Consider the following 22502-nt stretch of genomic DNA (forward strand, 5'->3'; position numbering starts at 1 on the left):
CCACAAAACGCGTTGCAGGGAGCTGGATGCGAAGCATGGGGCAGGAATAAGTGCTGAAGCACTTGCTCCTGCCGACACAAGCGCTGAAGCGCCCACTCCGGCCGACCGTACAAAGGAGCGAACGATGAAACACCACGACCAGGTCGCCGACGCATTCGGCACGACGGCCAACGCCTATCTGATGAGCACGGTCCACGCGACGGGCGCCGATCTGCAGACGCTCGCCGACGCGGTGAGCGAGACGCCCGATGCCGCGGTGCTCGATCTCGGCTGCGGCGCCGGCCACGCGAGCTTCGCGGTCGCGCCGCACGTGCGCGACGTGGTCGCATACGATCTCGCCGCGCCGATGCTCGCGACCGTCGACGCGGCCGCACGCGAGCGCGGGCTCGCGAACATCCGCACGCAGCAGGGCCCGGCGGAACGGCTGCCGTTCGACACGGCGACGTTCGACTGGGTCGTGAGCCGGATGAGCGCGCACCACTGGCACGACATGCGCGCGGCGCTCGCCGAGGTGCGCCGCGTGCTGAAACCGGGCGGCCGCGTGCTGATGATCGACATCGCGGGCAACGATCATCCGCTGCTCGACACGTACCTGCAGGCCGCCGAAGTGCTGCGCGACGCGTCGCACGTGCGCGACTACCGCGCGGACGAATGGCTCGCGATGTTCCGCGATGCCGGTTTCGACGCGCACGTGCACAGCCGCTGGCGGCTGCCGATCGATTTCGATACGTGGGTCGCGCGCATCCGCACGCCGGCCGACAGCGTCACCGGGATCCGCGCGCTGTGGGCGCACGCGCCCGACGAGGTACACGGCTATTACGCGGTGCAGCCCGACGGGTCGTTCGAGCATGACGCGCTGCTGATCGACGCACATTGACCGGGCCGGCCGGCACGGCATGCCGATGCCCGCCGGCCTCCCGATGAAAAAAGCCGCGCTACGCACCGTGGGTACGGTGGCGTAGCGCGGCTTCTGCGATGCCGGCCGGCGCGGAACGGGCCCGCGCCGCATGCGGATCAGCCGGTGTTGCGCAGGCCGGCCGCGATCCCGTTGATCGTCAGGTGAATCCCGCGGCGCAGCCGCGCGTTCGTGTCGCCCGCGCGGTGGCGCTTGATCAGCTCGACCTGCAGGTGATTCAGCGGATCGAGATACGGGAAGCGGTTCTTGATCGAGCGCGCGAGCAGCGGGTTGGTCGCGAGGCGGCCTTCGTGCCCGGTGATTTCCGCCAGCGCGTTCGACGTGCGCTCCCATTCCGCGACGATCCGCTCGAACACGTGCTTGCGCAGCTTGCGGTCGGAGACGAGCTGCGCATAGCGCGACGCGACCGCGAGGTCGGTCTTCGCCAGCACCATGTCCATGTTCGACATCAGGTTCGAGAAGAACGGCCAAGTCTTGTTCATCTTCTTCAGCAGCGCGACGCGCTTCGTGCGTTCGGCTTCATCCTGCGCGCCGTCGAGATACGCGCTCACCGCGCTGCCGAAGCCGTACCAGCCCGTCAGCAGCAGTCGGCACTGGCCCCACGAGAAGCCCCACGGAATCGCGCGCAGATCCTCGATCTTGCGCTGCTTCGGATCCTGCAGCTTGCGCGAAGCCGGGCGGCTGCCGATGTTCAGTTCGGCGATCTCGGTGATCGGCGTCGACGAGAAGAAGTAGTCGGTGAAGCCCGGCGTTTCGTAGACGAGCGCGCGGTACGCGGCCATCGCCGAGTCGGACAGCGTCTGCATCGCGGCCTCGAACGCGGGCAGTTGCGCGGGCGCGTTCGACTGCGGCAGCAGCGATGCCTCGAGCGTCGCGGCGACGACCGTCTCGAGATTGCGCCGGCCGATCTCGGGGTTCGCGAACTTGCTCGCGATCACCTCGCCCTGTTCGGTCAGGCGGATCTGGCCGTTCACGGTGCCCGGCGGCTGCGACAGGATCGCCTGGTAGGTCGGGCCGCCGCCGCGGCCGACCGTGCCGCCGCGGCCGTGGAACAGCCGCAGCGTGATCTTGCGGTCGCGGAACAGGTCGACGAGCGCGAGTTCCGCGCGATACAGCTCCCAGTTCGACGTGAGGAAGCCGCCGTCCTTGTTGCTGTCCGAGTAGCCGAGCATCACTTCCTGCTCGGCGCCCTGGTGCGCGATCAGCGCATCGACGCCCGGCAGCGCGAAGTATTCGCGCATGATGCGCGATGCGTCGCGCAGGTCGGGGATCGTCTCGAACAGCGGAATCACCATCAGGCTGTTCCTCGCATGGCCGCCGGGCACGCCGAGCGCGCCTTCGAGCAGCCCCGTCTCCTTCTGCAGCAGCAGCACCTCGACGAGGTCGCTGACGGTTTCCGTATGCGAAATGATGTAGTTGCGCACCGCGCGCGCGCCGAATTGCGCGCGCACCTCGCGCGCCTTCTCGAACACGCCGAGCTCGCTCTGCGCGAGCGCCGAATATTCGAAGTACGGTGAGCGCAGCGGGCGCGGGTCGGCGAGTGCGGCGAGCAGCACGCGGAGTTTGTCTTCCTCGGCGAGCGCCGCATAGTCGGCCTCGACACCGGCGCGCGCGAACAGCTCGGCGACCACCGCTTCATGGATGTCGGAGCTCTGGCGCAGGTCGATGCTCGCGAGATGGAAGCCGAACACCTCGGCGGCACGCACGAGCGGCGCGAGGCGCGGCGCGGCGAGCGACGTGCCGTGGTGTTCGTCGAGCGATGCGGTCAGCACCTTCAGGTCGGCGACGAACGCTTCGGAATCCGTATACGGGATCGCGCGCACGGGCGGCGCGCCGCGGCCCGCGCTGCGCACGGGCACCGTGCCTTCGCCCAGGCGTACGCGCGCGCTCGCGGCGAGCCGCGTGTAGATGCCGATCAGCGCGCGGCGATACGGTTCGTCGACGCGGTGCGGCGACTGGTCGGGCGATGCGGCCGCGAGCGCCTTCACGCCATCGCTCGCGCCGACGAGCAGGTTCGACACCGACAGCTCGGCGCCGAGCTTGTGCACCTGTTCCAGATAGTGCTCGAGGATCACCGCGGCCTGGCGGTTGATCGCCTCGTCGAGCGTCGGCGCAGTCACGTTCGGGTTGCCGTCGCGATCGCCGCCGATCCAGCTGCCCATCTGGAAGAACGCTGGCACGCGCGCGGACAGGCCATGCTCGGCGAGCGCGGCCTCGATGTCGCCGTACAGCGCGGGCAACTCGTCGAGGAAGGTCGCGCGGTAGTACGACAGCGCGTTCTCGATCTCGTCGCCGACCGTCAGGCGCGCGTCGCGCAGCATGCGCGTCTGCCACAGCGCGGTCACGCGCGCGCGCAGCATCGATTCGTTGTGCTGGCGCTCGCGCGCGGTCAGCTCCTGGTCGCGCTCGGCGAGCAGGCGGGCGATGTCGTGCTGCGCGTCGAGGATGCTCTTGCGCTGCACTTCGGTCGGGTGCGCGGTCAGCACCGGCACGATCAGCGCATCGTCGAAGAAGCGCTGCAGCAGGCGCTTCGACGCGTTGCCGGTCGTTTTCAGCTGATCGAGCGCGTACGCAACCGTGCCGGGCTGCGGCGCGGAGCCGGCCAGCGCGTGGATGCGGCGGCGGCGGTTGTGGTGGCGGTCTTCCGCGATGTTCGCGAGATGCGAGAAATAGCTGAACGCGCGCACGACGCTCACCGTCTGCTCCGGCGTCAGCTTGCGCAGCTTCTTCTCGAGCGTCTGCGCGGCTTCGCTGTCGTCCTCGCGGCGGAACTTGACCGCGGTCTGGCGGATCGTCTCGACGACGTCGAACACGGTGTCGCCTTCCTGCTCGCGCACGACGTCGCCGAGCAGGCGGCCGAGGAAGCGGATGTCCTCGAACAGCGGGCCGTCCTTGTCCTCACGCGTGCGCGTGCCGGACTTCGATGCGCCGGACTTGCGGGCAGCGGGGCCGGCGGCTTTCGTCGTGCGTTTTGTCTGACGTATCGGGTCTTTCGGTTTCGTTGCCGTTTTCGCACGGCCGTTCGCGGCGATGGCGACGGTGTCCGTCGGGGCGTCGGAGGAGGACAGGGCAGCATTGCGGCGCGCCGTACGCGCCGATCCGGAAGACTTCACGATGGGTTTCCTTGGGAAAGCTCGAGTCAAAAGGAACTGCGGAAACTGCGGAACTGCGGTCAAGCAACCAGCTACGTGCGGCACATCCGCGCATCGGCGCCGCGACCCGCGCAGCGGCCGGCCGGGCGCAGGCTCCGGGCCCGGGCGGGCCGGGGCGTGCGTGCTACCATTGTTCGATCTTCAATCCCGTCCTTCGATGTTCCAGCAATGAATTCCGAGAACCTTGCGGCCGGGCCGCAACAGGCACAGCCGCCCGCGACGTTGACGATTGCTTCGCGCGAGAGCCGCCTGGCGATGTGGCAAGCCGAACATGTGCGTGATGCGCTGCGCAAATTATATCCAGCTTGTGACGTGAAAATCCTCGGGATGACGACCCGCGGCGACCAGATTCTCGATCGCACGCTGTCGAAGGTCGGCGGCAAGGGGCTGTTCGTGAAGGAACTGGAGAATGCGCTCGCCGACGGCCGCGCCGATCTCGCCGTGCATTCGCTGAAGGACGTGCCGATGGCGCTGCCCGACGGCTTCTCGCTCGCCGCGATCATGGAGCGCGAGGATCCGCGCGACGCGTTCGTGTCGAACGACTACGCGTCGCTCGACGCGCTGCCGGCCGGCGCGGTCGTCGGCACGTCGAGCCTGCGCCGCGAAGCGATGCTGCGCGCACGCTATCCGCATCTCGACGTGCTGCCGCTGCGCGGCAACCTCGATACGCGCCTCGCGAAGCTCGACCGCGGCGACTACGCGGCGATCATCCTCGCGGCCGCCGGCCTGAAGCGCCTCGGCCTCGACGCGCGGATCCGCGCGCTCATCGACGTCGAAGCCAGCCCGCCCGCGGCCGGTCAGGGTGCGCTCGGCATCGAGATCGCCGCGCACCGCGACGACGTCGCCGCATGGCTCGCGCCGCTGCACGATCCGCGGACCGCGCTCGCGGTCGAGGCCGAGCGGATGGTGTCGCGCGCGCTCGGTGGCAGCTGCGAGGTGCCGCTCGCCGCGCACGCGGTGTGGCGCGCGGGCGAACTGTACCTGACGGGCCGCGTGTCGACGACCGACGGCAAGCGCGTGCTGACGGCCGACGAGTGCGCAGCCGTCGTGACCGTCGCCGATGCGCTCGCGCTCGGCCGCGCGGTGTCCGACGAGCTCGAGGCGCAAGGCGCGCTCGACATCGTCAAGGCGCTGCTCGCCGGCTCGCAGGCCGGCAAGGGCGACGCCTGATGGCGGGCGGCGCGCGCGCATTCACCGCTGTCCTGACGCGCCCGGACGGCCAGTCGGACGCACTTGCGTCGCAACTGGCCGATGCCGGCTGCGACGTGCTCGAATTCCCGCTGATCGATATCGCGCCGGTCGACGATCCGGCGCCGCTCGACGCCGCGTTCGCGGCGCTTGCCGACTACGCGCTCGTGATCTTCGTGTCGCCGAACGCGATCGACCGCGCGCTCGCGCAGTACGGCGCGATCTGGCCGAACGCGCTGCCGGTCGGCGTGGTCGGGCCCGGCAGCGTCGCGGCGCTCGAGCGGCACGGCATCGCGGCGCCCGCGCATCGCGTGATCGCGCCGCAGGCGCCGGCCGACGGCGGCATGCCCCATTACGATTCGGAAAGCCTGTTCGCTTGCATCGAGGCCGCGTTCGGCGGCGCGCAGGCGCTTGCGGCCAAGCGCGTGCTGATCGTGCGCGGCGACGGCGGGCGCGAATGGCTCGCCGACCGGCTGCGCGAGGCCGGCGCGGACGTCACGCTCGTCGCCGCGTACCGGCGCGTCGTGCCCGAGCCGCGCGTCGGCGCATGGGAGCGCGTGCACGCGCTGCTCGACGGCGAACCGCATGCGTGGCTCGTCACGAGCTCGGAAGGCGTGCGCAACCTGCACGAACTCGCGCGGGCGCACCTGAACGATGCCGAAATCGACGCGCTGAAGCATGCGCCGCTCGTGACGCCGCACCCGCGGATCGAGCAGACCGCGCGCGCATTGGGTTTTGATAGGATTACGCTGACCGGCGCGGGCGATGAGCGCATCGTCCGCGCGTTTCGAACGATGGCCGACGAGGCCGTCCAACCGGCGACAGCCGCACCGGTGACTAAACGCATGACAGATACCAACGATTCCAAAAGCGTCGCTTCCCAGCCGGCCGCTGCATCCGCACCGCCGTCCAGTCCCCCTTATCTCGCGCCCGAGCCGCGCGCGCGCCGCGGCGGCAGCGCGCTGCTGTGGTTCGTCGTCGTCGTGCTCGGCTGCGCGGCGGGTGTCGGCGGCTACGCGCTGAACCGCAAGATCGACCGGCTCGACGGCACGTTCGTCGCGCGCCAGAAGGCGCTCGACGCGCAGACGGCCGAGACGCGCATGAAGACCGAGCAGGCGCTCGCGAGCACGCACCAGGTCGACACGCAGCTCGCGCAACTCGACGGCAAGCTCGCCGACGCGCAGAGCGCGCAGCAGGCGCTGCAGCAGCAATACCAGGACCTGTCGCGCAACCGCGATGCGTGGATGCTCGAGGAAGTCGACCAGATGCTGTCGAGCGCGAGCCAGCAGCTTCAGCTGACGGGCAACACGCAACTCGCGCTGATCGCGCTGCAGAACGCCGACGCGCGTCTCGCGGCGTCGCAGAGCGCGCAGGCCGTCACGGTGCGCAAGGCGCTCGCGCTGGACATCGAAAAACTGAAGGCCGCGCCGGCGGCCGATCTCACGGGCCTCGCGATCAAGCTCGACGACGCGATCGGCAAGATCGACGCACTGCCGCTGTCCGGCGAGGCGATCGTGCCGCACGCGGCGCCGAAGGCCGCGCCGGCCGACGTCGCATCGTCGGCCGTGGCCGGCGAGCCGCGCTGGAAGGTCTGGTGGCACGACTTCTCGGCCGGTCTCGGCCAGCAGTTGAAGGGCCTCGTGCAGGTGCGCCGGATCGACAACGCGGACGCGATGCTCGCGTCGCCCGACCAGGGCTACTTCGTGCGCGAGAACGTGAAGCTGCGCCTGCTCACCGCGCGGCTGTCGCTGCTCGCGCGCAACGACAGCGCGATGAAGGCCGACCTGCACGCCGCGCAGGCGTCGCTCGGGAAGTATTTCGATCAGGCGTCGAAGGACACGCAGACCGTCGAGGATCTGCTCAAGCAGGTTGACGGCGCATCGCTGACGGTCGCGGTGCCGAACCTGAACACGAGCCTGAACGCCGTTCAGCAGTTCAAGAGCCGGGGGTAACGATGACGCTTCGAGGAATCGTCTGGCTCGCGGTCCTGTTCGCGATCGCCGCGGCGCTCGCCACCGTCGGCCGTTTCGACGCGGGGCAGGTGCTGCTCGTTTATCCGCCGTACCGGATCGACGTGTCGCTGAACTTGTTCGTGATCGCCATCGTCGTGCTGTTCATCGTCGTGTATGCGCTGCTGCGCATCGTACGCAACATCTGGCGCATGCCGCAGCGGGTCGCCGCGTATCGTGCACGTTCGCGCAACGAGAAGGCGCAGGCGTCGCTGCGCGATGCGATCGCGAACCTGTACGCGGGCCGCTTCTCGCGTGCGGAGAAGGCCGCGCGTGACGCGCTGTCGGTCGACGCGAACCTGGGCGCCGCGAGTCTCGTCGCGGCCACCGCCGCGCACCGGATGCACGAGTACACGCGCCGCGACGACTGGCTGTCGAAGGTCGACGCGCCCGAATGGCAGGACGCACGGCTGCTCGCCGCGGCCGACATGCGCGCGGACGCGCGCGATGCCGACGGCGCGCTCGCCGCGCTGGCCGACCTGCAGGCGGGCGGCAAGCGCATCCATGCGCAGCAGGTCGCGCTGCGCGCGCAGCAGCAACTGAAGAACTGGGCCGAGGTGCTGAAGCTCGCGAAGGCGCTCGAGAAGCGCGAGGCGCTGCATCCGGCCGCGGCCGTGCGGCTGCGCCAGCAAGCTGCCGAGAACCTGCTGCGCGAACGCCGGCACGACCCGGACGCGTTGCTCGAGGTGTGGCAGTCGCTGTCGCCGGTCGAGCGCCAGTCGCCGCGTCTTGCCGATCTCGCGGCCGATCTGCTTGTTTCGCTCGAGCGTCGCAACGAAGCGCGCCGCATCGTCGAGGAGGCGCTTGCGCATAACTGGGATGCGCGCCTGCTGCGCCGTTACCCGGACACGGCCGGCGCCGACGCGCTGCCGCTGATCCAGAAGGCGGAAGGGTGGAAGAAGGATCACCCGGAGGATGCCGACCTGCTGTTCGCGCTCGGCCGTCTCTGCCAGCAGCAGCAACTGTGGGGCAAGGCGCAATCGTTCCTCGAAGCGGCGCTGAAGCTGGCCGACAACGACGCGCTGAAGGTGCGTGCGCATCGTGCACTTGCGCGCCTGTTCGAGCAGCTCGGCGAAACCGACAAGGCCGCGAAGCACTACCGCGAAAGCGCGCTCGCGATTACCGTGGTCTGACGCAAGCCGCGGCCGCCTGCTGCTGGCGGCCCGCAGCGCTGCGCAACATGCCCCGAACGCCGAATGGCCTTCGGGGCATTTTCTTGTCCACCGCGAACCGGCGCCGAGCGTGCCGCACGCTACGCGCCGAGCCTGCGCAGCAGGTCGTCCTCGTTCGCGACGAACCACACCGATTTCCCGCGGTTGGACTCGCGAACGAGCGCGTGAAGCGCTTCGCTGCGTGTGAGCCAGCGGCCGATGTCGCCAACCACGCCGAGCCGGACGCCGTAGTTGACGAGTTTTTGCAGCACCGCGCCGGCCAATCCGCTGTCGAGCCGGTAGAAATCGTCGTGCAGCGCGTCGGCGGGGACCGCGACCCAATCGGCTTCATGCTCGTGCGCGAGCGCGACGAGGTCGAGCGCATCGCTTTCCCGCTGCACGAGGCCGGCGGAAGGATCGCGGATCAGCACGCGGCTGCCGGCTGCCTGAACGATTCGGTGGGGCATGCGGGTTGGCTCCATCGTCATGATCGTCATGCGCCGCGCATCACTTGTCGACGAGCCGCTTCGGCACCGACAGCGCGAGCAGCCCGCCGAGCACGAGGAACCCCGCGAGCATGTACATGCCCGCGTCGTTGGCGCCCGTCGCCTGCTTGAGCCAGCCCATCAGGTAGGGGCTCAGGAAGCCCGCGAGGTTGCCGATCGAGTTGATCATCGCGATGCCGGCCGCGGCGGCCGCACCGCCGAGGAACGCGGTCGGCAGGCTCCAGAACAGCGGCAGCGTCGTCAGGATGCCGATCGTCGCGAGCGTGAGGCCGAGCATCGCGAGCGCGGTCTGGTGCGCCCAGATCACCGACAGCACGAGCCCCAGCGCGCCGATCGCGGCCGGAATCGCGAGGTGCCAGCGGCGCTCGCGGCGCTTGTCCGCGCTGCGCGCGATCAGGATCATCGCGACCACTGCAGCCGCATACGGAATCGCCGACAGCAGGCCGATCGCGAACGTGTCGGTCACGCCTGTCGCCTTGATGATGGTCGGCAGCCAGAAGCCGACGCCGTAGAGCCCCATCACGAACGAGAAGTAGATCAGCGCCATCAGCCACACGCGCGGGCTCGACATCACGGCACCGAGCGGCAGGTCTTCCTTGGTCGCTTCCTCCGCGTCGACGTTGCGCGCGAGCAGCGCCTTTTCGTCGTCGGTCAGCCAGTTCGCCTTCGCGATCCGGTCGTCGAGCTTGAGAAACACGACCACGCCGACCAGCACCGACGGGATGCCTTCCAGCAGGAACAGCCATTGCCATCCGTGCCAGCCGCTCACGCCGTTGAACGCCTTCAGGATGAAGCCCGACAGCGGCCCGCCGATCACGCCGGACAACGCGACTGCCGTCATGAAGAAGGTCGTCATCCGGCCGCGCCGGTGCGCCGGATACCAGTAGGTGAGGTACAGGATCACGCCGGGGAAGAAGCCGGCTTCGGCGAGCCCGAGCAGGAAGCGCATCACGTAGAACATCGTGGGCGTCGTGACGAACATCGTCAGGATCGAGATCACGCCCCAGGTCGCCATGATGCGTGCGATCCACACGCGCGCGCCGACCTTGTGCAGGATGATGTTGCTCGGCACCTCGAAGAGGAAATAGCCGAAGAAGAAGATCCCGGCGCCGAGCCCGTAGACGGTGTCGCTGAGGTTCAGGTCGCTTGCCATCTGCAGCTTCGCGAACCCGACGTTCACGCGGTCGAGATACGCGACCACGTAGCACAGCAGCAGGAGCGGCGTGAGCCGCCACGACACCTTGCGGTAGGTTGCTTCCTCGAATGCGCCGGACGAACCCGGCATCGACTGCGTAGATGTTGCCATGTTGTCTCCTGTCGACCCAAGTTCGCGCTTCAGCGCTTACTTGGGTCCCATGCTATGCGGTCGACCCGAGTTGGCGCTTCAGCACCTGCTTGGATCGCGTGCTTTGCGGTTTTTATGGTTGACCGGAGCCGATACATCGGCACCTGATCCGGTTTCGTGCGAAGCAATACATGAATGCCGTGCCGGCCGGTGAATCCCGACGCGGCACGCGAACAGCCCGGCGCGGCTAGATGCAGCGCCCGCCGTCGACTTCGAGGCAGACGCCCGTGATGAATTCGGCCTCGTCGGACGCGAGGTAAAGCGCCGCGTTCGCGATGTCCTGCGGCGTCGAGAAGCGGCCGAGCGGGATCGTCGCGAGGAAGCGGCTGCGATTGTCGGGCGTGTCCTCGCAGCCCATGAACTCGGTCATCAGGGCCGTTTCGCCGAGCACGGGATTGATGCAGTTCACGCGGATGCGGTCGGCGCCGAGCTCGGCCGCGAGCGATTTGCTCGCGGTGATCATCGCGCCCTTCGTGCTGTTGTACCAGACGAGGCCCGGGCGCGGCCGCACGCCGGCGGTCGACGCGACGTTCACGAACACGCCGCCGCCCTGTTCGCGGAAGTACGGAACGAAGGTCTGCACGCACCAGAACAGGCTCTTCATGTTGACCGCGTAGACGCGGTCGAACTCGGCTTCCGTCACGTCGAGCACCGGCTTGTTGCGGTGCGTGGTGCCCGCGTTGTTCACGACGATCTGCACCGAATGGAAATCGTCGAGCGCGGCCTGCAGCAGCGCGTGCCAATCGTCCTGCTTCGACACGTCGCCCGCCACCGCGATCGCCTTGCCGCCCGCGAGCGCGATCTCGCTCGCGACGCGCTCGGCCGCTGCGCCGTTCAGGTCGTTGACGACGACGTTCGCGCCTTCGCGCGCATACGTCTTCGCGATGCCTTCGCCGAAACCCGAGCCGCCGCCCGTGACGATTGCCGTCTTGCCGCTCAACCGCATGGTGTGTCTCCTGTGCTGGTTATGAGAGTCGTCGTGTCTTGCGATGCGGCCGGCTGCTGCCGGCCGCGTTTCGCGCGCCGCGCGTTCAGCCGTGCCGGATCGCGATCGTCTTCAGCGCGGTGAAGCCGTACAGCGCCTCGAACCCTTTCTCGCGGCCGTGGCCCGAGTGGCCGACGCCGCCGAACGGCAGTTCGACGCCGCCGCCCGCGCCATAGTTGTTGATGAATACCTGGCCTGCGCGCAGGCGCCGCGCGACACGCATCTGGCGCGCGCCGTCGCGCGTCCAGATGCCCGCGACGAGGCCGTACGGCGTGCCGTTCGCGAGCGCGACGGCTTCGTCTTCATCGACGAAGCGCATCGCGGCGAGCACGGGGCCGAACACTTCCTCCTGCGCGAGCCGGTGCGACGGCGGCACGTCGCGCAACAGCGCGGGCGCCTGGTAGAAGCCGCTTTCGGGCGCGTCGGCGACGACCTGCCCGTGCGCGGCCATCGGAATGCCGTCATGCTGCGCGTCGGACAGGAAATCCCACACGCGCTGCTGCTGTTTCGCGTTGATCAGCGGGCCGCAGTCGAGATCGGCGTGGCTCGGGCCGACGCGCAGCCCGTTGAACGCGGTGGCGAGGCGCTCGACGAGCGGCTCGTAGACCGCGCGCTCGATCAGCACGCGGCTGCCGGCCGAGCAGGTCTGGCCGCCGTTCTGCACGATCGCCGACACGAGCACGGGCAGCGCCGCTTCGAGGTCGGCATCGGCGAACACGATCTGCGGCGACTTGCCGCCGAGTTCCAGCGTGACGGGCACGTGGTTCTCGGCGGCCATCTGCGTGACCAGCTTGCCGGTGGCCGGCGAACCCGTAAACGAGATGTGGTCGATGCCCGGATGCCGTGCCAGCGCGGCGCCGGCTTCATGACCGTAGCCGGTGACGATGTTGAGCGCGCCGGCCGGCAGCCCGGCCTCGGCGGCCAGCTCGGCGACGCGCAGCACGGACAGGCACGCATCCTCGGCCGGCTTGACGACGCACGCGTTGCCGGCCGCGAGCGCCGCGCCGACGCTGCGCCCGAAGATCTGCATCGGGTAGTTCCACGGCACGATGTGGCCCGTGACGCCGTGCGGCTCGCGCACCGTCAGCACCGTATAGCCGGCCTGATAGGGAAGGGTTTCGCCGTGCAGCTTGTCGGCGGCGCCCGCGTAGAACTCGAAGTAGCGCGCGAGCGCGGCCGCATCCGCGCGCGCCTGCTTCAGCGGCTTGCCGGTGTCGCGCGCCTCGATCGCCGCGAGTTCCTCGATGGAATCGGCCACGCGCGCCGACAGCCGCATCAGCGCGCGGCCGCGCTCGGCGGCGCTCGCGGCGCCCCATGCGCCCGCGAATGCGTCGCGGGCCGCGGCGACCGCTCGCTCGATGTCGGGCGCGGTGCCGCGCGCGATCGTCGCGAACGGCTGGCCGTCGGACGGATCGACGACCGCGATCGTTTCCAGTTGCGCGGGCAACGTCCATTCGCCCGCGATGAAGTGCTTCGCGTCTTCCATGCCAGCTCCTGTCGACCCGAGTTAGCGCTTTAGCGCTTACTCGGGTGCCATGCTTCGCGGTCGACCGGCGCTGGCGCTTCAGCGCCGATGCCGATCCCATCCAACGCCGCCAGTCGTTCGACGGCCGGGCATCCGGAACGATTATCGCGCCGATCGTCATCCGGACGCCACCGATCGATTGGCTATAATGGCGCATTCCGTTGAGGGACGCCTGCGGCGGTGCATCGGCCGCGGCGCCCTGTCCCGAATTCCCATCGACCTACAGAGAGCGCTCATGAGCTTCAATCATGTTCCGGCCGGCAAGGACCTGCCGCAAGATTTCAACGTGATCATCGAGATTCCCGCGCAAAGCGATCCGGTGAAGTACGAGGCGGACAAGGAGCTGGGCCTCCTCGTCGTCGACCGCTTCATCGGCACGGGCATGCGCTATCCGGTGAACTACGGCTACATCCCGCAGACGCTGTCGGGTGACGGCGATCCGGTCGACGTGCTGGTGATCACGCCGTTCCCGCTGCTCGCCGGCTCGATCGTGCGTTCGCGCGTGCTCGGCATGCTGCAGATGACCGACGAGTCGGGCGTCGACGCGAAGCTGGTCGCGGTGCCGCACGACAAGATCTGCCCGATGACGGCGAACCTGAAGTCGATCGACGACGTGCCCGAGTACCTGAAGGACCAGATCAAGCACTTCTTCGAGCAATACAAGGCACTCGAGAAGGGCAAGTGGGTGAAGGTAGAAGGCTGGGCCGGCATCGAAGCTGCGCACAAGGAAATCACCGACGGCGCCGCGAACTACAAGAAGTAAGCGGCGCGCCGGCCAACGGCCGGTTCGTGCGAAACGCAAACCGCGCGTGTCTCCTCAGGAGGCCGCGCGGTTTTGTTTTGCGCGCTCGGTTTTCTTGCTTGCGGAAGGGGAGGCGGGCGGGGCGGTGGTGGTCGGCGCGTCCTTCGCGCCCGTCGTGCGTTTCGCGCGTCGAGGGGTAACGGAGGCCACGGTGGCTTCCGCGGCTTTCGTGGCCGCCGGACGGCGGCGGGCCGGTGCGGGAGCGAGGGCGTCGCGTCCGTTCGCGACGGGCTTGCCGTTGGCTGCCGGCGCTTTTCTTTTCGACGACGGGGACGCGGCCTGTTGGTCTTTTTTCGACGGTGCGCCGCGCGACGCGGTCTTTTTCACGACCGCATCGCCGTCGTTCTTCGCGCGCTTCGCGACCGGCGCGGCTTTTGCCGCCTTGGCGGCTTGTCGGGTCTTCGCGGTTTTTGCAGACTTGATGGCTTTCTCGGCTTTCTCGGCTTTCTCGGCTTTCTCGGCTTTCTCGGCTTTTGCGGTCTTCGCGGCAGGTTGCTTCATTTCAGCCGTCTTCGTCGCGCTATCGACGTTCTCCGCCTTCGCCTTCACCTTCTTCCGCCCGCGCGCACCCGCCTTCAACCCGGCAACCTCACCGTTCCCGTCGACCGTCAACCCCGCCGGCAGCACCGATTCCAGCGTCCGCAACCCGGCCGCCAGCTCGCGCTTCTGCGTGGGCGTGAGCCGTTTCACCCAGTATTCGGCGCGCGACGCGCTCGACCGGTCGGGCAGCGGAAACGACGCGAGCACCGCGCGCGGCTTGCGCGAGCGCGTGTAGCGCGCGCCCTTGCCGGCCGCGTGCTCGTCGAAGCGCGCGGCAACGTCGGTCGTGATGCCCGTGTAGACGCTGTCGTCGGCGCATTCGATCAGATACAGAAACCAGGACATGGCAGGGCGGCGGGATGCGAAGCCGCCAGTGTCTCAGAAAAGTTGCGCGTCATCGCAGTCCGTCGCCGTGCCCGTCGCGGAAGCGGCTCGGCGCCGCGCCGAGTTCGCGCGTGAAGAAGCGCGTGAACGCGCTCGTCGAACGGAAGCCGACGCGCACGCCGATCTCGCCGATCGGCAATTGCGTATTCAGCAGCAGGTCGCGCGCCTCGCCGAGCCGCGCCTGCGCGACGAGCGCGTGAAAGCCGACCGCTTCGCGATGCAGCCGCCGGCGTAGCGTCCAGCGCGACATCGCGAAGCGTGTGCACACGTGCCGCGTCGTCGCGATCCGCCGTCGCCGGCGCAGGCGGTATCGCTCGCGGGCGACCCGCGCATCATGCGCCAGGCAGACCCGGCGCACGTCCCGTCTCGCGCTACTCGGCGCTGCGCCGGAACGGATCGTGTTCGCGCAGTTCGTCGACGTACGCGTGGATATGCTCGGTTTCGCGTTCGAGAAAGCGAGCGACCGCATCCGAGAACGCCGGGTGCGCGAGCCAGTGCGCGGAGTGCGTGACGGTCGGCAGGAAACCGCGCGCGAGCTTGTGCTCGCCTTGCGCGCCGCCTTCGAACGTATCGAGCCCGGCCTCGATGCAGAATTCGAGCAACTGGTAGTAGGCCGTTTCGAAATGCAGGCAGGGCACGTGCTCGAGCGCGCCCCAGTAGCGGCCGTACAGCGTGCCGCCGCCGTGCTCGCCACGCCGGTAGACAGCGAGCGCGCTCGCGATCGGCTGGCCGTCGGCTTCCGCGATCACGAGCAGCAGGTTCTCGGGCATCGTCGCGCCGATCGTGCGGAAGAAGTCGAGGTTCAGGTACGGGCTCGAATAGTGCTCGCGGTAGGTCTGCCGGTAGCAGCGCGAGAAGAAGCGCCAGTCGGCGTCGCTGATCCGGTCGCCGGTGAGCCGCCGGAACGTCACGCCCGCATCGTGCACCTTGCGCCGTTCCGCGCGGATGTTCTTGCGCTTCTTCTGCTCGAGCGTGGCGAGGAAATCGTCGAAGTGGCGGTAGCCGTCGTTGATCCAGTGAAACTGCACGCCTTCGCGCAGCATCATTCCCATCGATTCGAGGAGCCGCGCTTCGTCGCCGGTCGGGAACAGCACGTGCAGCGACGACACGTCGCTCTGCTCGGCGAATGCGAGCAGCGTGGCCGCGAGCCGGCGGCGCGCATCGTCGTCGGCCGCGAGCAGGCGCGTGCCCTGCACGGGCGTGAACGGGACCGCGCACAGCAGCTTCGGATAGTAGGGCAGATTGTTGCGCTGGTACGCGTCGGCCCACGCCCAGTCGAACACGTATTCGCCGTACGAATGCTGCTTCGCATAGACGGGCGCGGCGGCAACAAGGCGGCCGGTGCCCGCATCGGTCAGCGTGACGAAGTGCGGCGACCAGCCGGTATCGTCGACCGCGCAGCGCGAGGCATGCAGCGCGTCGAGGAATTCGTGGCGCAGGAACGGCGTCGGCTGCGCGTCGCGCGCGAGCAGCGCGTTCCATTCGTCGGCCGGCACCTCCGCGGGGGACGACAGGATGCCCGTGCGATAATCGATGCGTTCGTGTTTCAAGCGTGAATCCGTACCGTTGGATGTTGCCGGATGCGTGCCGCCGTGGCACGCGCCCGGGTCGATTTCGTCAGCCCTTCAGGGCGCGCCGCCGGGCTGCGCCGATCCCGTCATGAAGACCCGACTCGCTCTCGCCCAGATCAACGTCACCGTCGGCGATTTCGCCGGCAACGTCGCGCGGATCGTCGCGGCCGCGCGCGCCGCGCACAACGATGGTGCGCAATTGATGGTCGCGCCCGAACTCGCGCTGTCCGGCTATCCGCCGGAAGACCTGCTGCTGCGGCCCGCGTTCTACGCCGCCGCCGCCGCTGCGCTCGACGCGCTCGCCGACGCGCTGAAGGCGTTCGACGGGCTTGCGGTGCTGGTCGGCCATCCGTTGCGCGGTGCGGGCGGCGATCCGTCGGGCGGCGCTCCGCTCGCGTCAGCCGTCGATGGTAATGCAAACCGCCCGATCGAGCGCGGCGTGCCGCCCACCGACACCTTCAACGCGGTGTCGCTGATCGTCGGCGGCGAGATCGTCGGCACCTACCGCAAGCAGGATCTGCCCAACGCCGAGGTGTTCGACGAGAAGCGCTATTTCGCGACGGACGCCGAGCCGCTCGTGTTCGAACTGAACGGCGTGAAATTCGGCGTGATCATCTGCGAGGACGCGTGGCACGCATCGGCCGCGCAGATCGCGAAGGCGGCCGGCGCGCAGGTGCTGCTGATCCCGAACGGCTCGCCGTACCACATGAACAAGGAAGCGGTGCGCATCGACATCCTGCGCGCGCGGATCCGCGAGACCGGGCTGCCGATGGTGTACGTGAACCTCGTCGGCGGACAGGACGAGCTCGTGTTCGACGGCGGCTCGTTCGTGCTCGACGCGCAGGGCGCGCTCGTCGCGAAGATGCCGCAGTTCGACGAAGGGCATGCGATCGTCGAATTCGACGGCGCGCGGCCGCTGCCCGGCGCGATCGCGCCGGCACTGTCGCCGGAGGCGCAGGTGTACCGCGCGCTCGTGCTGGGCGTGCGCGACTACATCGGCAAGAACGGGTTTCCCGGCGTGCTCATCGGGCTGTCGGGCGGCGTCGATTCGGCGCTGGTGCTGGCCGTCGCGTGCGATGCGCTCGGGCCCGAGCGTGTGCGTGCGGTGATGATGCCGTCACGCTTCACGGCCGACATCTCGACCACCGATGCGGCGGAGATGGCGCGGCGCGTCGGCGTGCGCTACGACGAGATTGCGATCGCGCCGATGTTCGACGCGTTCCGCGCGGCGCTCGCGGGCGAGTTCGCGGGCCGCGCGGAAGACGCGACGGAGGAGAACATCCAGGCGCGCATTCGCGGCACGCTGCTGATGGCGCTGTCGAACAAGTTCGGCTCGATCGTGCTGACGACCGGCAACAAGAGCGAGATGGCGGTCGGCTACTGCACGCTGTACGGCGACATGGCCGGCGGTTTCGCGGTGATCAAGGACATCGCGAAAACGCTCGTGTACCGGCTCTGCCGCTATCGCAACGAAACGGCCGACTACGTGCTGCGCAACGTGATCCCCGAGCGGATCCTGACGCGCGCGCCGTCGGCCGAGCTGCGCGAGAACCAGACCGACCAGGACAGCCTGCCGCCGTACGACGTGCTCGACGCGATCATGCGGATGTACATGGAAGAAGACCGGCCGCTCGCCGAGATCGTCGCGGCCGGTTATGCGCAGGCCGACGTCGAACGCGTGACGCGGCTCATCAAGATCAACGAATACAAGCGCCGCCAGGCGCCGATCGGCATCCGCGTCACGCATCGCGCATTCGGGCGCGACTGGCGCTATCCGATCACGTCACGCTTTACCGAGCGTCTCGACTGACCCGTGCACGGCATACCGCACGGCTTACAATCGGGATCGCGATTTTTCATCCAAACGAGCATTGAGGGACAACCATCATGAAACGCATCACAGCCATCATCAAGCCGTTCAAGCTGGACGAAGTCCGCGAAGCGCTCGCCGAAGTGGGTCTCACGGGCCTGACCGTGACGGAAGTGAAGGGTTTCGGCCGCCAGAAGGGGCATACCGAGCTGTATCGCGGCGCCGAATATGTGGTCGACTTCCTGCCGAAGATGAAGATCGAGGTGGTCGTCGCGGAAGCGCAGGTCGACCAGGTGATCGACGCGGTGATCGGCGCAGCGCGCACCGGCAAGATCGGCGACGGCAAGATCTTCGTGTCGGACGTCGAACGCGTGATCCGCATCCGTACCGGCGAAGAGAACGAAGCGGCCGTCTGAGCGCCGTATTCGTCAGTGGGCCGTGCGAAACCGGCCCGCCAATAAAAAACGGTGCGATACCCTGTTGGGTACCGCACCGATACGCGCCTCTCGCAGCAGCGTGGAAAGTGTTGCCGAATCGTTCTTTGGACGGCGCCTGATCAGAACAGGTGCTGGATGCCGGCGTAGACGCCGGTCTGGCTGCCGCCCGGATGCGGGTTGCCGGTCGACACGGCCGTGCCCGCGCCGTTCGCGTTCAGGCTGAAGTTGGCCGTCGAGCTGTTGCGCACCGTCGCGACCTGCACGTCGAACAGCGTGCGCTTCGAGATGTTGTACGAACCGCCGACCGTGTAGATGTTCGCGTTGCCGCCGCCGTGGTTCGCGTTCACGTGATACACGGCCGCGATCAGCGCCGCCGCCGGCGTGGCCTGCCACGTCACGCCGCCCCAGACCTGCTGGGTGCCGGTGATGCCGTTGTTGACGGCCGGGCCGCCGCTGCCGTCCGCGTGCGACGACTGGTAGGCGGCCTGCAGCTTGAACTGGCCGAGGAACACGTTCGCGCCCGCGAAGTATTCACGCGAGTAGTTGAACACGTCCGAGAAGCGGCCGTTGCTGTCGCGCGTTTCGTCGTAGATGCCGCGCAACTGGAACAGCGAGTTCGTGTAGGTGATCTGCGCGCCGGCTGCACGGCCCGGCTGGCCGGCCGTCGTGTTGCCGTTGAAGCTGGTGGAGTTCGAGAACGCGAACTGGCCGTAGAAGTCGAAGCCGTAGAACTGCGGCGACTGGTACGACACGTTGTTGCTGGTCTTGTTCCAGTTGCGGCCGCGCACCAGCGATGCCGACGACCAGCTCGACTGGCCCAGCGGATCGAAGTCCCACACGCCGTTCGCGATCGCGAGTTCACGACCGAACAGCAGCGTACCGTAGCGGTCGTTCGAGATGCCGACCGTCGCGAAACGATCCCAGATCGAGCCGGACGTGCCGAGACCGCCGGTCATCGTGTTGAACGCACCTTCGAGGTGGAACAGGACCTTGTTGCCGCCGCCGATGTCCTCGCTACCCTTCAAGCCCCACAGGCTCGTGCCCCAGTCGCCGCTTTCAGCGCGTACTCGGTGGCCGTCTTGCAGGCCGTTCATGTACTCGATGCCTGCATCCAGGCGGCCATACAGCGTGACGCTGCTCTGCGCGTGCGCCGTCACCACCCCAGCAGCCATCAGCGCGGCCGCGACCAAAGCTTTCTTCATCATCTCCTCCATACCCTGTCAAAAAGTCAACCCAGACTGCATGAGATGCCCGGAGCGCGAGCGCCGGGCAAAAGCGGGATAACCAGGGAGACCTCGTGCAGGGCCGGTAAGCGCGGCACGCGGGCAAGCAGACGGAAAACCGTTGAGCGGTCCCGCGCAGCCGGGTCGGCCTGCGGGGTCTCCTTGTTGTGTCGTGAAGCTAAACTACATTTCACGAACTTCGTTTTGCTACTTTGGTTACTAATTTAGCAAAAATACAATTTTGTGGCGATGGAAATCGTTGTTTGACTAACACCTGTCGCCAATTTGCCATGCAACACAGTGCGCAACAGGTGCGATAAGGGTTCACAATTACCGGAAAACCCTTGTCCCGCAAGGGAGACATGAATTCCGCGTACATGGGTCAAGGATTGCCACTATTGACGTTGCCGGGGCGTGGGCGTAGGCGCGAAAGACGCGAAATTGGTAAGTATCTCGTAATGAATTGGCGGCCGCCGGATGCCGCTGTCCAATGCCGGAAACGCCCGTCGCGCAAGGCGCGTGCGGCCGCGGCGCGTCGAGTTCAGTCGGGGCCCGGCCGTGCGTCGAGCAGTTGCGCGCGAATCCAGCGGTGCGCATCGGTGCGCGCGTGCTTTGCGTGCGAGTAGACCTTCACCGTGTAGCGCGGGATCTCGAACGGCGCGGGGAAGATGCGGATCGGCGCCGCGTGCCGCAGCGCCTGCGCGGCGCGGTTCGGCACGGTCATCAGGAGTGCGGATTCCGCGATCACGAACGGCGCGGCCAATACGGTCGGCAACTGCACGGCGACCTGCCGCGCGAGGCCGAGCCGATCGAGCACGAAGTCGACGACGCCGCGCGATTCGTTCCACGGCGTGACGACCACGTGGCGGGCCGCCAGGTACTGGTCGAGCGTCAGCCGCCGGCGGATGTCCGGATGCGCGGCGCTCGCGATCACGACGTAGTCGTCGGAGAACCAGTCGAAATCCTCGATGCCCGGCGCGTCGGCCGACGATTCCTCGTGGTAGCCGAGCGCGAAATCGATGCGGCCGGCCGCCAGCTCGTCGACGGAAATCTTCCGGTCGGAATGCACGACGCGGATCCGCAGCCGCGGCGCGACGTGCTGGATGCGCGCGAGGAACGCCGGCAGCACCGCGAACGCCGTGTAGTCGGTCGCGGCGAACACGAACGTGCGGTCGCTTTGCGCGGGATCGAAGCGGCGCGCGCGGGCGAGACCCTTCGACATCGCGTCGAGCGCGTCGCCAACCCACGTGGCGATGTCGTCGGCGCGCACGGTCGGCTGCATCTCGTTGCCGAGGCGCACGAACAGCGCGTCGCCGATCGCGTCGCGCAGCCGCGCGAGCGCGTGGCTCAGCGCGGACGGGCTCATCGCGAGTTCGTGCGCGGCCGCGGCGACCGACCGGTGGCGGTACAGCGCGTCGAACGCGAGCAGCAGGTTCAGGTCAAGGCGACGCAGCTCGGGATGCATCATGTTCAGGTCTGGATGAGGAAACTGCACTTCCTGCAGGCACGGCGTGAACGTAGCATGACGGTCTGATCGGCGCCAGCGCGGTTGTGCTGCGCCGCTTTCCGATTCAAGTCCGGGCCGAAGGAGGGCTCAACCCGTGCAAATCGACATCCGTACCGCCATCGCCGCGGACGTGCCGCTGATCCTGCGTTTCATTACCGAGCTGGCTGTCTACGAGAAGGCGGAGCACGAAGTGATCGCGACGCCCGCGTCGCTCGAGCGCAGCCTGTTCGGCGAAGGTTCACCGGCGCGCGCGCTGGTGTGCGAGGTCGACGGCGAGCCGGCCGGCTTCGCCGTGTATTTCTTCTCGTACTCGACCTGGCTTGCCCGGCAGGGGTTGTATCTCGAGGATCTGTACGTGTCGCCGCGCTTTCGCGGTGCGGGCGCCGGGTTGCGGCTGCTGAAGGCGCTCGCGCGGATCGCGGTCGAGTCGGGCTGCGGGCGTTTCGAATGGAGCGTGCTCGACTGGAACGAGCCGGCGATCCGTTTCTACGAGAGCGTCGGCGCCGCGCCGCAGAGCGAATGGGTGCGTTACCGGCTCGCGGGCGACGAACTGCGCGCGTTCGCCGACGGCGCGCCGGTGAGCGCCGCGTAAACGCAAAACGGGCGCCCCGCGGGGCGCCCGTTCGCACGTCGTGCGTTGCGTACGTTACGTGCGTTACTTGAGGCTGCCCGACAGGAACCCGCGCAGGCGTTCGCTTTTCGGGTTGGCAAATACCTCGGCCGGCACGCCTTCTTCCTCGACGCGGCCCTGGTGCAGGAACATCACGTGGTTCGACACGTTGCGTGCAAAGCCCATCTCGTGCGTGACGACGATCATCGTGCGGCCTTCCTCGGCGAGCTTCTGCATCACCTTCAGCACTTCGCCCACCAGCTCCGGGTCGAGCGCCGACGTCGGCTCGTCGAACAGCATCACGTCCGGATGCATCGCGAGCGCGCGCGCGATCGCGACGCGCTGCTGCTGCCCGCCCGACAGGTGCGACGGATACTGCTTCTCGACGCGCGGCGCGAGGCCGACCTTTTCCAGGTATTCGCGCGCTCGCTCCTCGGCTTCCTTCTTCGGGATGCCGAGCACGTTCACGGGCGCCTCCATCACGTTCTCGAGCACGTTCATGTGCGACCAGAGATTGAAGTGCTGGAACACCATCGACAGCTTGGTACGCACGCGCTGCAACTGCTTCGGATCGGCCGCGCGCAGCGCGCCGGCCTTGTCGAGGGCGGTGCGCACTTCCTCGCCGTCGACGAAGATGCGGCCGGCGTTCGGCTGTTCGAGGAAGTTGATGCAGCGGAGCATCGTGCTCTTGCCGGAGCCGGACGAGCCGATCACGCTGATCACGTCACCGGCGTTCGCCTTCAACGACACGCCCTTGAGCACCTCGTTGTTGCCGTAGCGTTTGTGGAGATCGTCGACGAAAAGCTTCTGGGTCTGGGAATTCATCAATAGTCCTGCGAAA

18 protein-coding genes and 1 pseudogene are annotated in these 22502 nt (G+C 68.0%); 8 read left to right on the plus strand and 11 right to left on the minus strand.

The genetic code is table 11. From position 1 onward, the window contains the following. Positions 1-124 precede the first annotated feature (124 nt). Positions 125-877 (plus strand): class I SAM-dependent methyltransferase, encoded by a 753-nt coding sequence (locus OEJ37_RS23995; RefSeq protein WP_263346218.1) that lies wholly within the window; start codon positions 125-127, stop codon positions 875-877. Between the two features lie 137 nt (positions 878-1014). On the opposite strand, the gene ppc is transcribed toward OEJ37_RS23995, so the two are convergent. Continuing rightward, on the minus strand, positions 1015-4029 hold the full coding sequence (ppc, locus tag OEJ37_RS24000) for a phosphoenolpyruvate carboxylase (protein WP_263346220.1): 3015 nt from the start codon (positions 4027-4029) through the stop codon (positions 1015-1017). 207 nt (positions 4030-4236) lie between these two features. On the opposite strand from ppc, the gene hemC reads away from it, so the two are divergent. The 3 genes from hemC to OEJ37_RS24015 are packed head-to-tail and all read left to right on the plus strand — an operon-like array spanning position 4237 to position 8398. Beyond that, a complete protein-coding gene (gene hemC / locus OEJ37_RS24005) occupies positions 4237-5238 on the plus strand; it encodes a hydroxymethylbilane synthase (protein WP_175919254.1) in 1002 nt (333 codons plus the stop codon). Beyond that, positions 5238-7208 carry a fused uroporphyrinogen-III synthase HemD/membrane protein HemX gene (gene hemDX, locus OEJ37_RS24010; RefSeq protein ID WP_263346223.1) on the plus strand — a complete coding sequence of 657 codons (1971 nt, stop codon included), beginning with the start codon at positions 5238-5240 and terminating at the stop codon, positions 7206-7208. Before hemC ends, hemDX begins: the two co-directional genes overlap by 1 nt. A gap of 2 nt (positions 7209-7210) precedes the next feature. Next, positions 7211-8398, plus strand: coding sequence for a heme biosynthesis protein HemY (locus tag OEJ37_RS24015; RefSeq protein ID WP_175919256.1), 1188 nt, complete (start codon positions 7211-7213; stop codon positions 8396-8398). A 119-nt stretch (positions 8399-8517) separates the two neighbouring features. Here OEJ37_RS24015 and OEJ37_RS24020 read toward each other — a convergent pair whose 3' ends face one another. From OEJ37_RS24020 to OEJ37_RS24035, 4 genes are all read right to left on the minus strand, one after another. Continuing rightward, on the minus strand, positions 8518-8883 hold the full coding sequence (locus OEJ37_RS24020) for a DUF4180 domain-containing protein (RefSeq protein WP_263346225.1): 366 nt from the start codon (positions 8881-8883) through the stop codon (positions 8518-8520). A gap of 40 nt (positions 8884-8923) precedes the next feature. Further along, positions 8924-10228 carry an MFS transporter gene (locus OEJ37_RS24025; protein ID WP_263346227.1) on the minus strand — a complete coding sequence of 435 codons (1305 nt, stop codon included), beginning with the start codon at positions 10226-10228 and terminating at the stop codon, positions 8924-8926. Between the two features lie 226 nt (positions 10229-10454). Next, the gene (locus tag OEJ37_RS24030) at positions 10455-11213 is read right to left on the minus strand and encodes an SDR family oxidoreductase (RefSeq protein ID WP_174421536.1); all 759 of its coding nucleotides are present in this window, start codon (positions 11211-11213) and stop codon (positions 10455-10457) included. Between the two features lie 85 nt (positions 11214-11298). After that, on the minus strand, positions 11299-12738 hold the full coding sequence (locus tag OEJ37_RS24035) for an aldehyde dehydrogenase family protein (RefSeq protein ID WP_263346229.1): 1440 nt from the start codon (positions 12736-12738) through the stop codon (positions 11299-11301). 274 nt (positions 12739-13012) lie between these two features. Here OEJ37_RS24035 and ppa point away from each other — a divergent pair, with 274 nt between their 5' ends. Then, positions 13013-13540, plus strand: a complete 528-nt coding sequence (ppa, locus tag OEJ37_RS24040) for an inorganic diphosphatase (RefSeq protein WP_034178734.1) — start codon at positions 13013-13015, stop codon at positions 13538-13540. Positions 13541-13594: 54 nt separating this feature from the next. Here ppa and OEJ37_RS24045 read toward each other — a convergent pair whose 3' ends face one another. From OEJ37_RS24045 to OEJ37_RS24055, 3 genes and pseudogenes are all read right to left on the minus strand, one after another. Next, positions 13595-14464 (minus strand): GIY-YIG nuclease family protein, encoded by an 870-nt coding sequence (locus tag OEJ37_RS24045; protein ID WP_263346233.1) that lies wholly within the window; start codon positions 14462-14464, stop codon positions 13595-13597. 49 nt (positions 14465-14513) lie between these two features. Next, positions 14514-14777 (minus strand): annotated as a pseudogene (locus OEJ37_RS24050) (helix-turn-helix transcriptional regulator); the annotation flags it as partial. A gap of 97 nt (positions 14778-14874) precedes the next feature. After that, complete coding sequence (locus tag OEJ37_RS24055; protein ID WP_263346236.1) at positions 14875-16053, minus strand: GNAT family N-acetyltransferase; 1179 nt, start codon at positions 16051-16053, stop codon at positions 14875-14877. A 109-nt stretch (positions 16054-16162) separates the two neighbouring features. On the opposite strand from OEJ37_RS24055, the gene OEJ37_RS24060 reads away from it, so the two are divergent. Continuing rightward, a complete protein-coding gene (locus OEJ37_RS24060) occupies positions 16163-17884 on the plus strand; it encodes an NAD+ synthase (protein WP_263346238.1) in 1722 nt (573 codons plus the stop codon). Between the two features lie 77 nt (positions 17885-17961). After that, positions 17962-18300, plus strand: a complete 339-nt coding sequence (locus OEJ37_RS24065) for a P-II family nitrogen regulator (RefSeq protein ID WP_006398637.1) — start codon at positions 17962-17964, stop codon at positions 18298-18300. A 140-nt stretch (positions 18301-18440) separates the two neighbouring features. Here the strand turns inward: OEJ37_RS24065 and OEJ37_RS24070 are convergent, their stop codons facing one another. Both OEJ37_RS24070 and OEJ37_RS24075 read right to left on the minus strand, forming a co-directional pair. Continuing rightward, positions 18441-19526 carry a porin gene (locus OEJ37_RS24070; protein WP_096473058.1) on the minus strand — a complete coding sequence of 362 codons (1086 nt, stop codon included), beginning with the start codon at positions 19524-19526 and terminating at the stop codon, positions 18441-18443. A 559-nt stretch (positions 19527-20085) separates the two neighbouring features. Further along, positions 20086-21012, minus strand: coding sequence for a LysR family transcriptional regulator (locus tag OEJ37_RS24075; protein ID WP_263346244.1), 927 nt, complete (start codon positions 21010-21012; stop codon positions 20086-20088). A 133-nt stretch (positions 21013-21145) separates the two neighbouring features. On the opposite strand from OEJ37_RS24075, the gene OEJ37_RS24080 reads away from it, so the two are divergent. Then, positions 21146-21643 (plus strand): GNAT family N-acetyltransferase, encoded by a 498-nt coding sequence (locus tag OEJ37_RS24080; protein WP_263346246.1) that lies wholly within the window; start codon positions 21146-21148, stop codon positions 21641-21643. A 63-nt stretch (positions 21644-21706) separates the two neighbouring features. Here the strand turns inward: OEJ37_RS24080 and OEJ37_RS24085 are convergent, their stop codons facing one another. Further along, positions 21707-22486 carry an ABC transporter ATP-binding protein gene (locus OEJ37_RS24085; protein WP_263346248.1) on the minus strand — a complete coding sequence of 260 codons (780 nt, stop codon included), beginning with the start codon at positions 22484-22486 and terminating at the stop codon, positions 21707-21709. Between the last annotated feature and the right edge of the window lie 16 nt (positions 22487-22502).

Source organism: Burkholderia sp. BKH01 (genome assembly GCF_025685725.1).
Classification (GTDB): Bacteria; Pseudomonadota; Gammaproteobacteria; order Burkholderiales; family Burkholderiaceae; genus Burkholderia; species Burkholderia pyrrocinia_C.

Excerpts from the sequence above, each read along its gene's own strand:
- ppa (WP_034178734.1), top strand. The coding sequence starts at position 13,013 with ATGAGCTTCAATCATGTTCCGGCCGGCAAGGACCTGCCGCAAGATTTC.
- OEJ37_RS24020 (WP_263346225.1), bottom strand. The coding sequence starts at position 8,883 with ATGCCCCACCGAATCGTTCAGGCAGCCGGCAGCCGCGTGCTGATCCGC.
- OEJ37_RS24025 (WP_263346227.1), bottom strand. The coding sequence starts at position 10,228 with ATGGCAACATCTACGCAGTCGATGCCGGGTTCGTCCGGCGCATTCGAG.
- OEJ37_RS24060 (WP_263346238.1), top strand. The coding sequence starts at position 16,163 with ATGAAGACCCGACTCGCTCTCGCCCAGATCAACGTCACCGTCGGCGAT.
- hemDX (WP_263346223.1), top strand. The coding sequence starts at position 5,238 with ATGGCGGGCGGCGCGCGCGCATTCACCGCTGTCCTGACGCGCCCGGAC.
- OEJ37_RS24070 (WP_096473058.1), bottom strand. The coding sequence starts at position 19,526 with ATGATGAAGAAAGCTTTGGTCGCGGCCGCGCTGATGGCTGCTGGGGTG.
- OEJ37_RS24085 (WP_263346248.1), bottom strand. The coding sequence starts at position 22,486 with ATGAATTCCCAGACCCAGAAGCTTTTCGTCGACGATCTCCACAAACGC.
- OEJ37_RS23995 (WP_263346218.1), top strand. The coding sequence starts at position 125 with ATGAAACACCACGACCAGGTCGCCGACGCATTCGGCACGACGGCCAAC.
- OEJ37_RS24075 (WP_263346244.1), bottom strand. The coding sequence starts at position 21,012 with ATGATGCATCCCGAGCTGCGTCGCCTTGACCTGAACCTGCTGCTCGCG.
- OEJ37_RS24030 (WP_174421536.1), bottom strand. The coding sequence starts at position 11,213 with ATGCGGTTGAGCGGCAAGACGGCAATCGTCACGGGCGGCGGCTCGGGT.
- OEJ37_RS24035 (WP_263346229.1), bottom strand. The coding sequence starts at position 12,738 with ATGGAAGACGCGAAGCACTTCATCGCGGGCGAATGGACGTTGCCCGCG.
- OEJ37_RS24045 (WP_263346233.1), bottom strand. The coding sequence starts at position 14,464 with ATGTCCTGGTTTCTGTATCTGATCGAATGCGCCGACGACAGCGTCTAC.
- OEJ37_RS24065 (WP_006398637.1), top strand. The coding sequence starts at position 17,962 with ATGAAACGCATCACAGCCATCATCAAGCCGTTCAAGCTGGACGAAGTC.
- OEJ37_RS24015 (WP_175919256.1), top strand. The coding sequence starts at position 7,211 with ATGACGCTTCGAGGAATCGTCTGGCTCGCGGTCCTGTTCGCGATCGCC.
- hemC (WP_175919254.1), top strand. The coding sequence starts at position 4,237 with ATGAATTCCGAGAACCTTGCGGCCGGGCCGCAACAGGCACAGCCGCCC.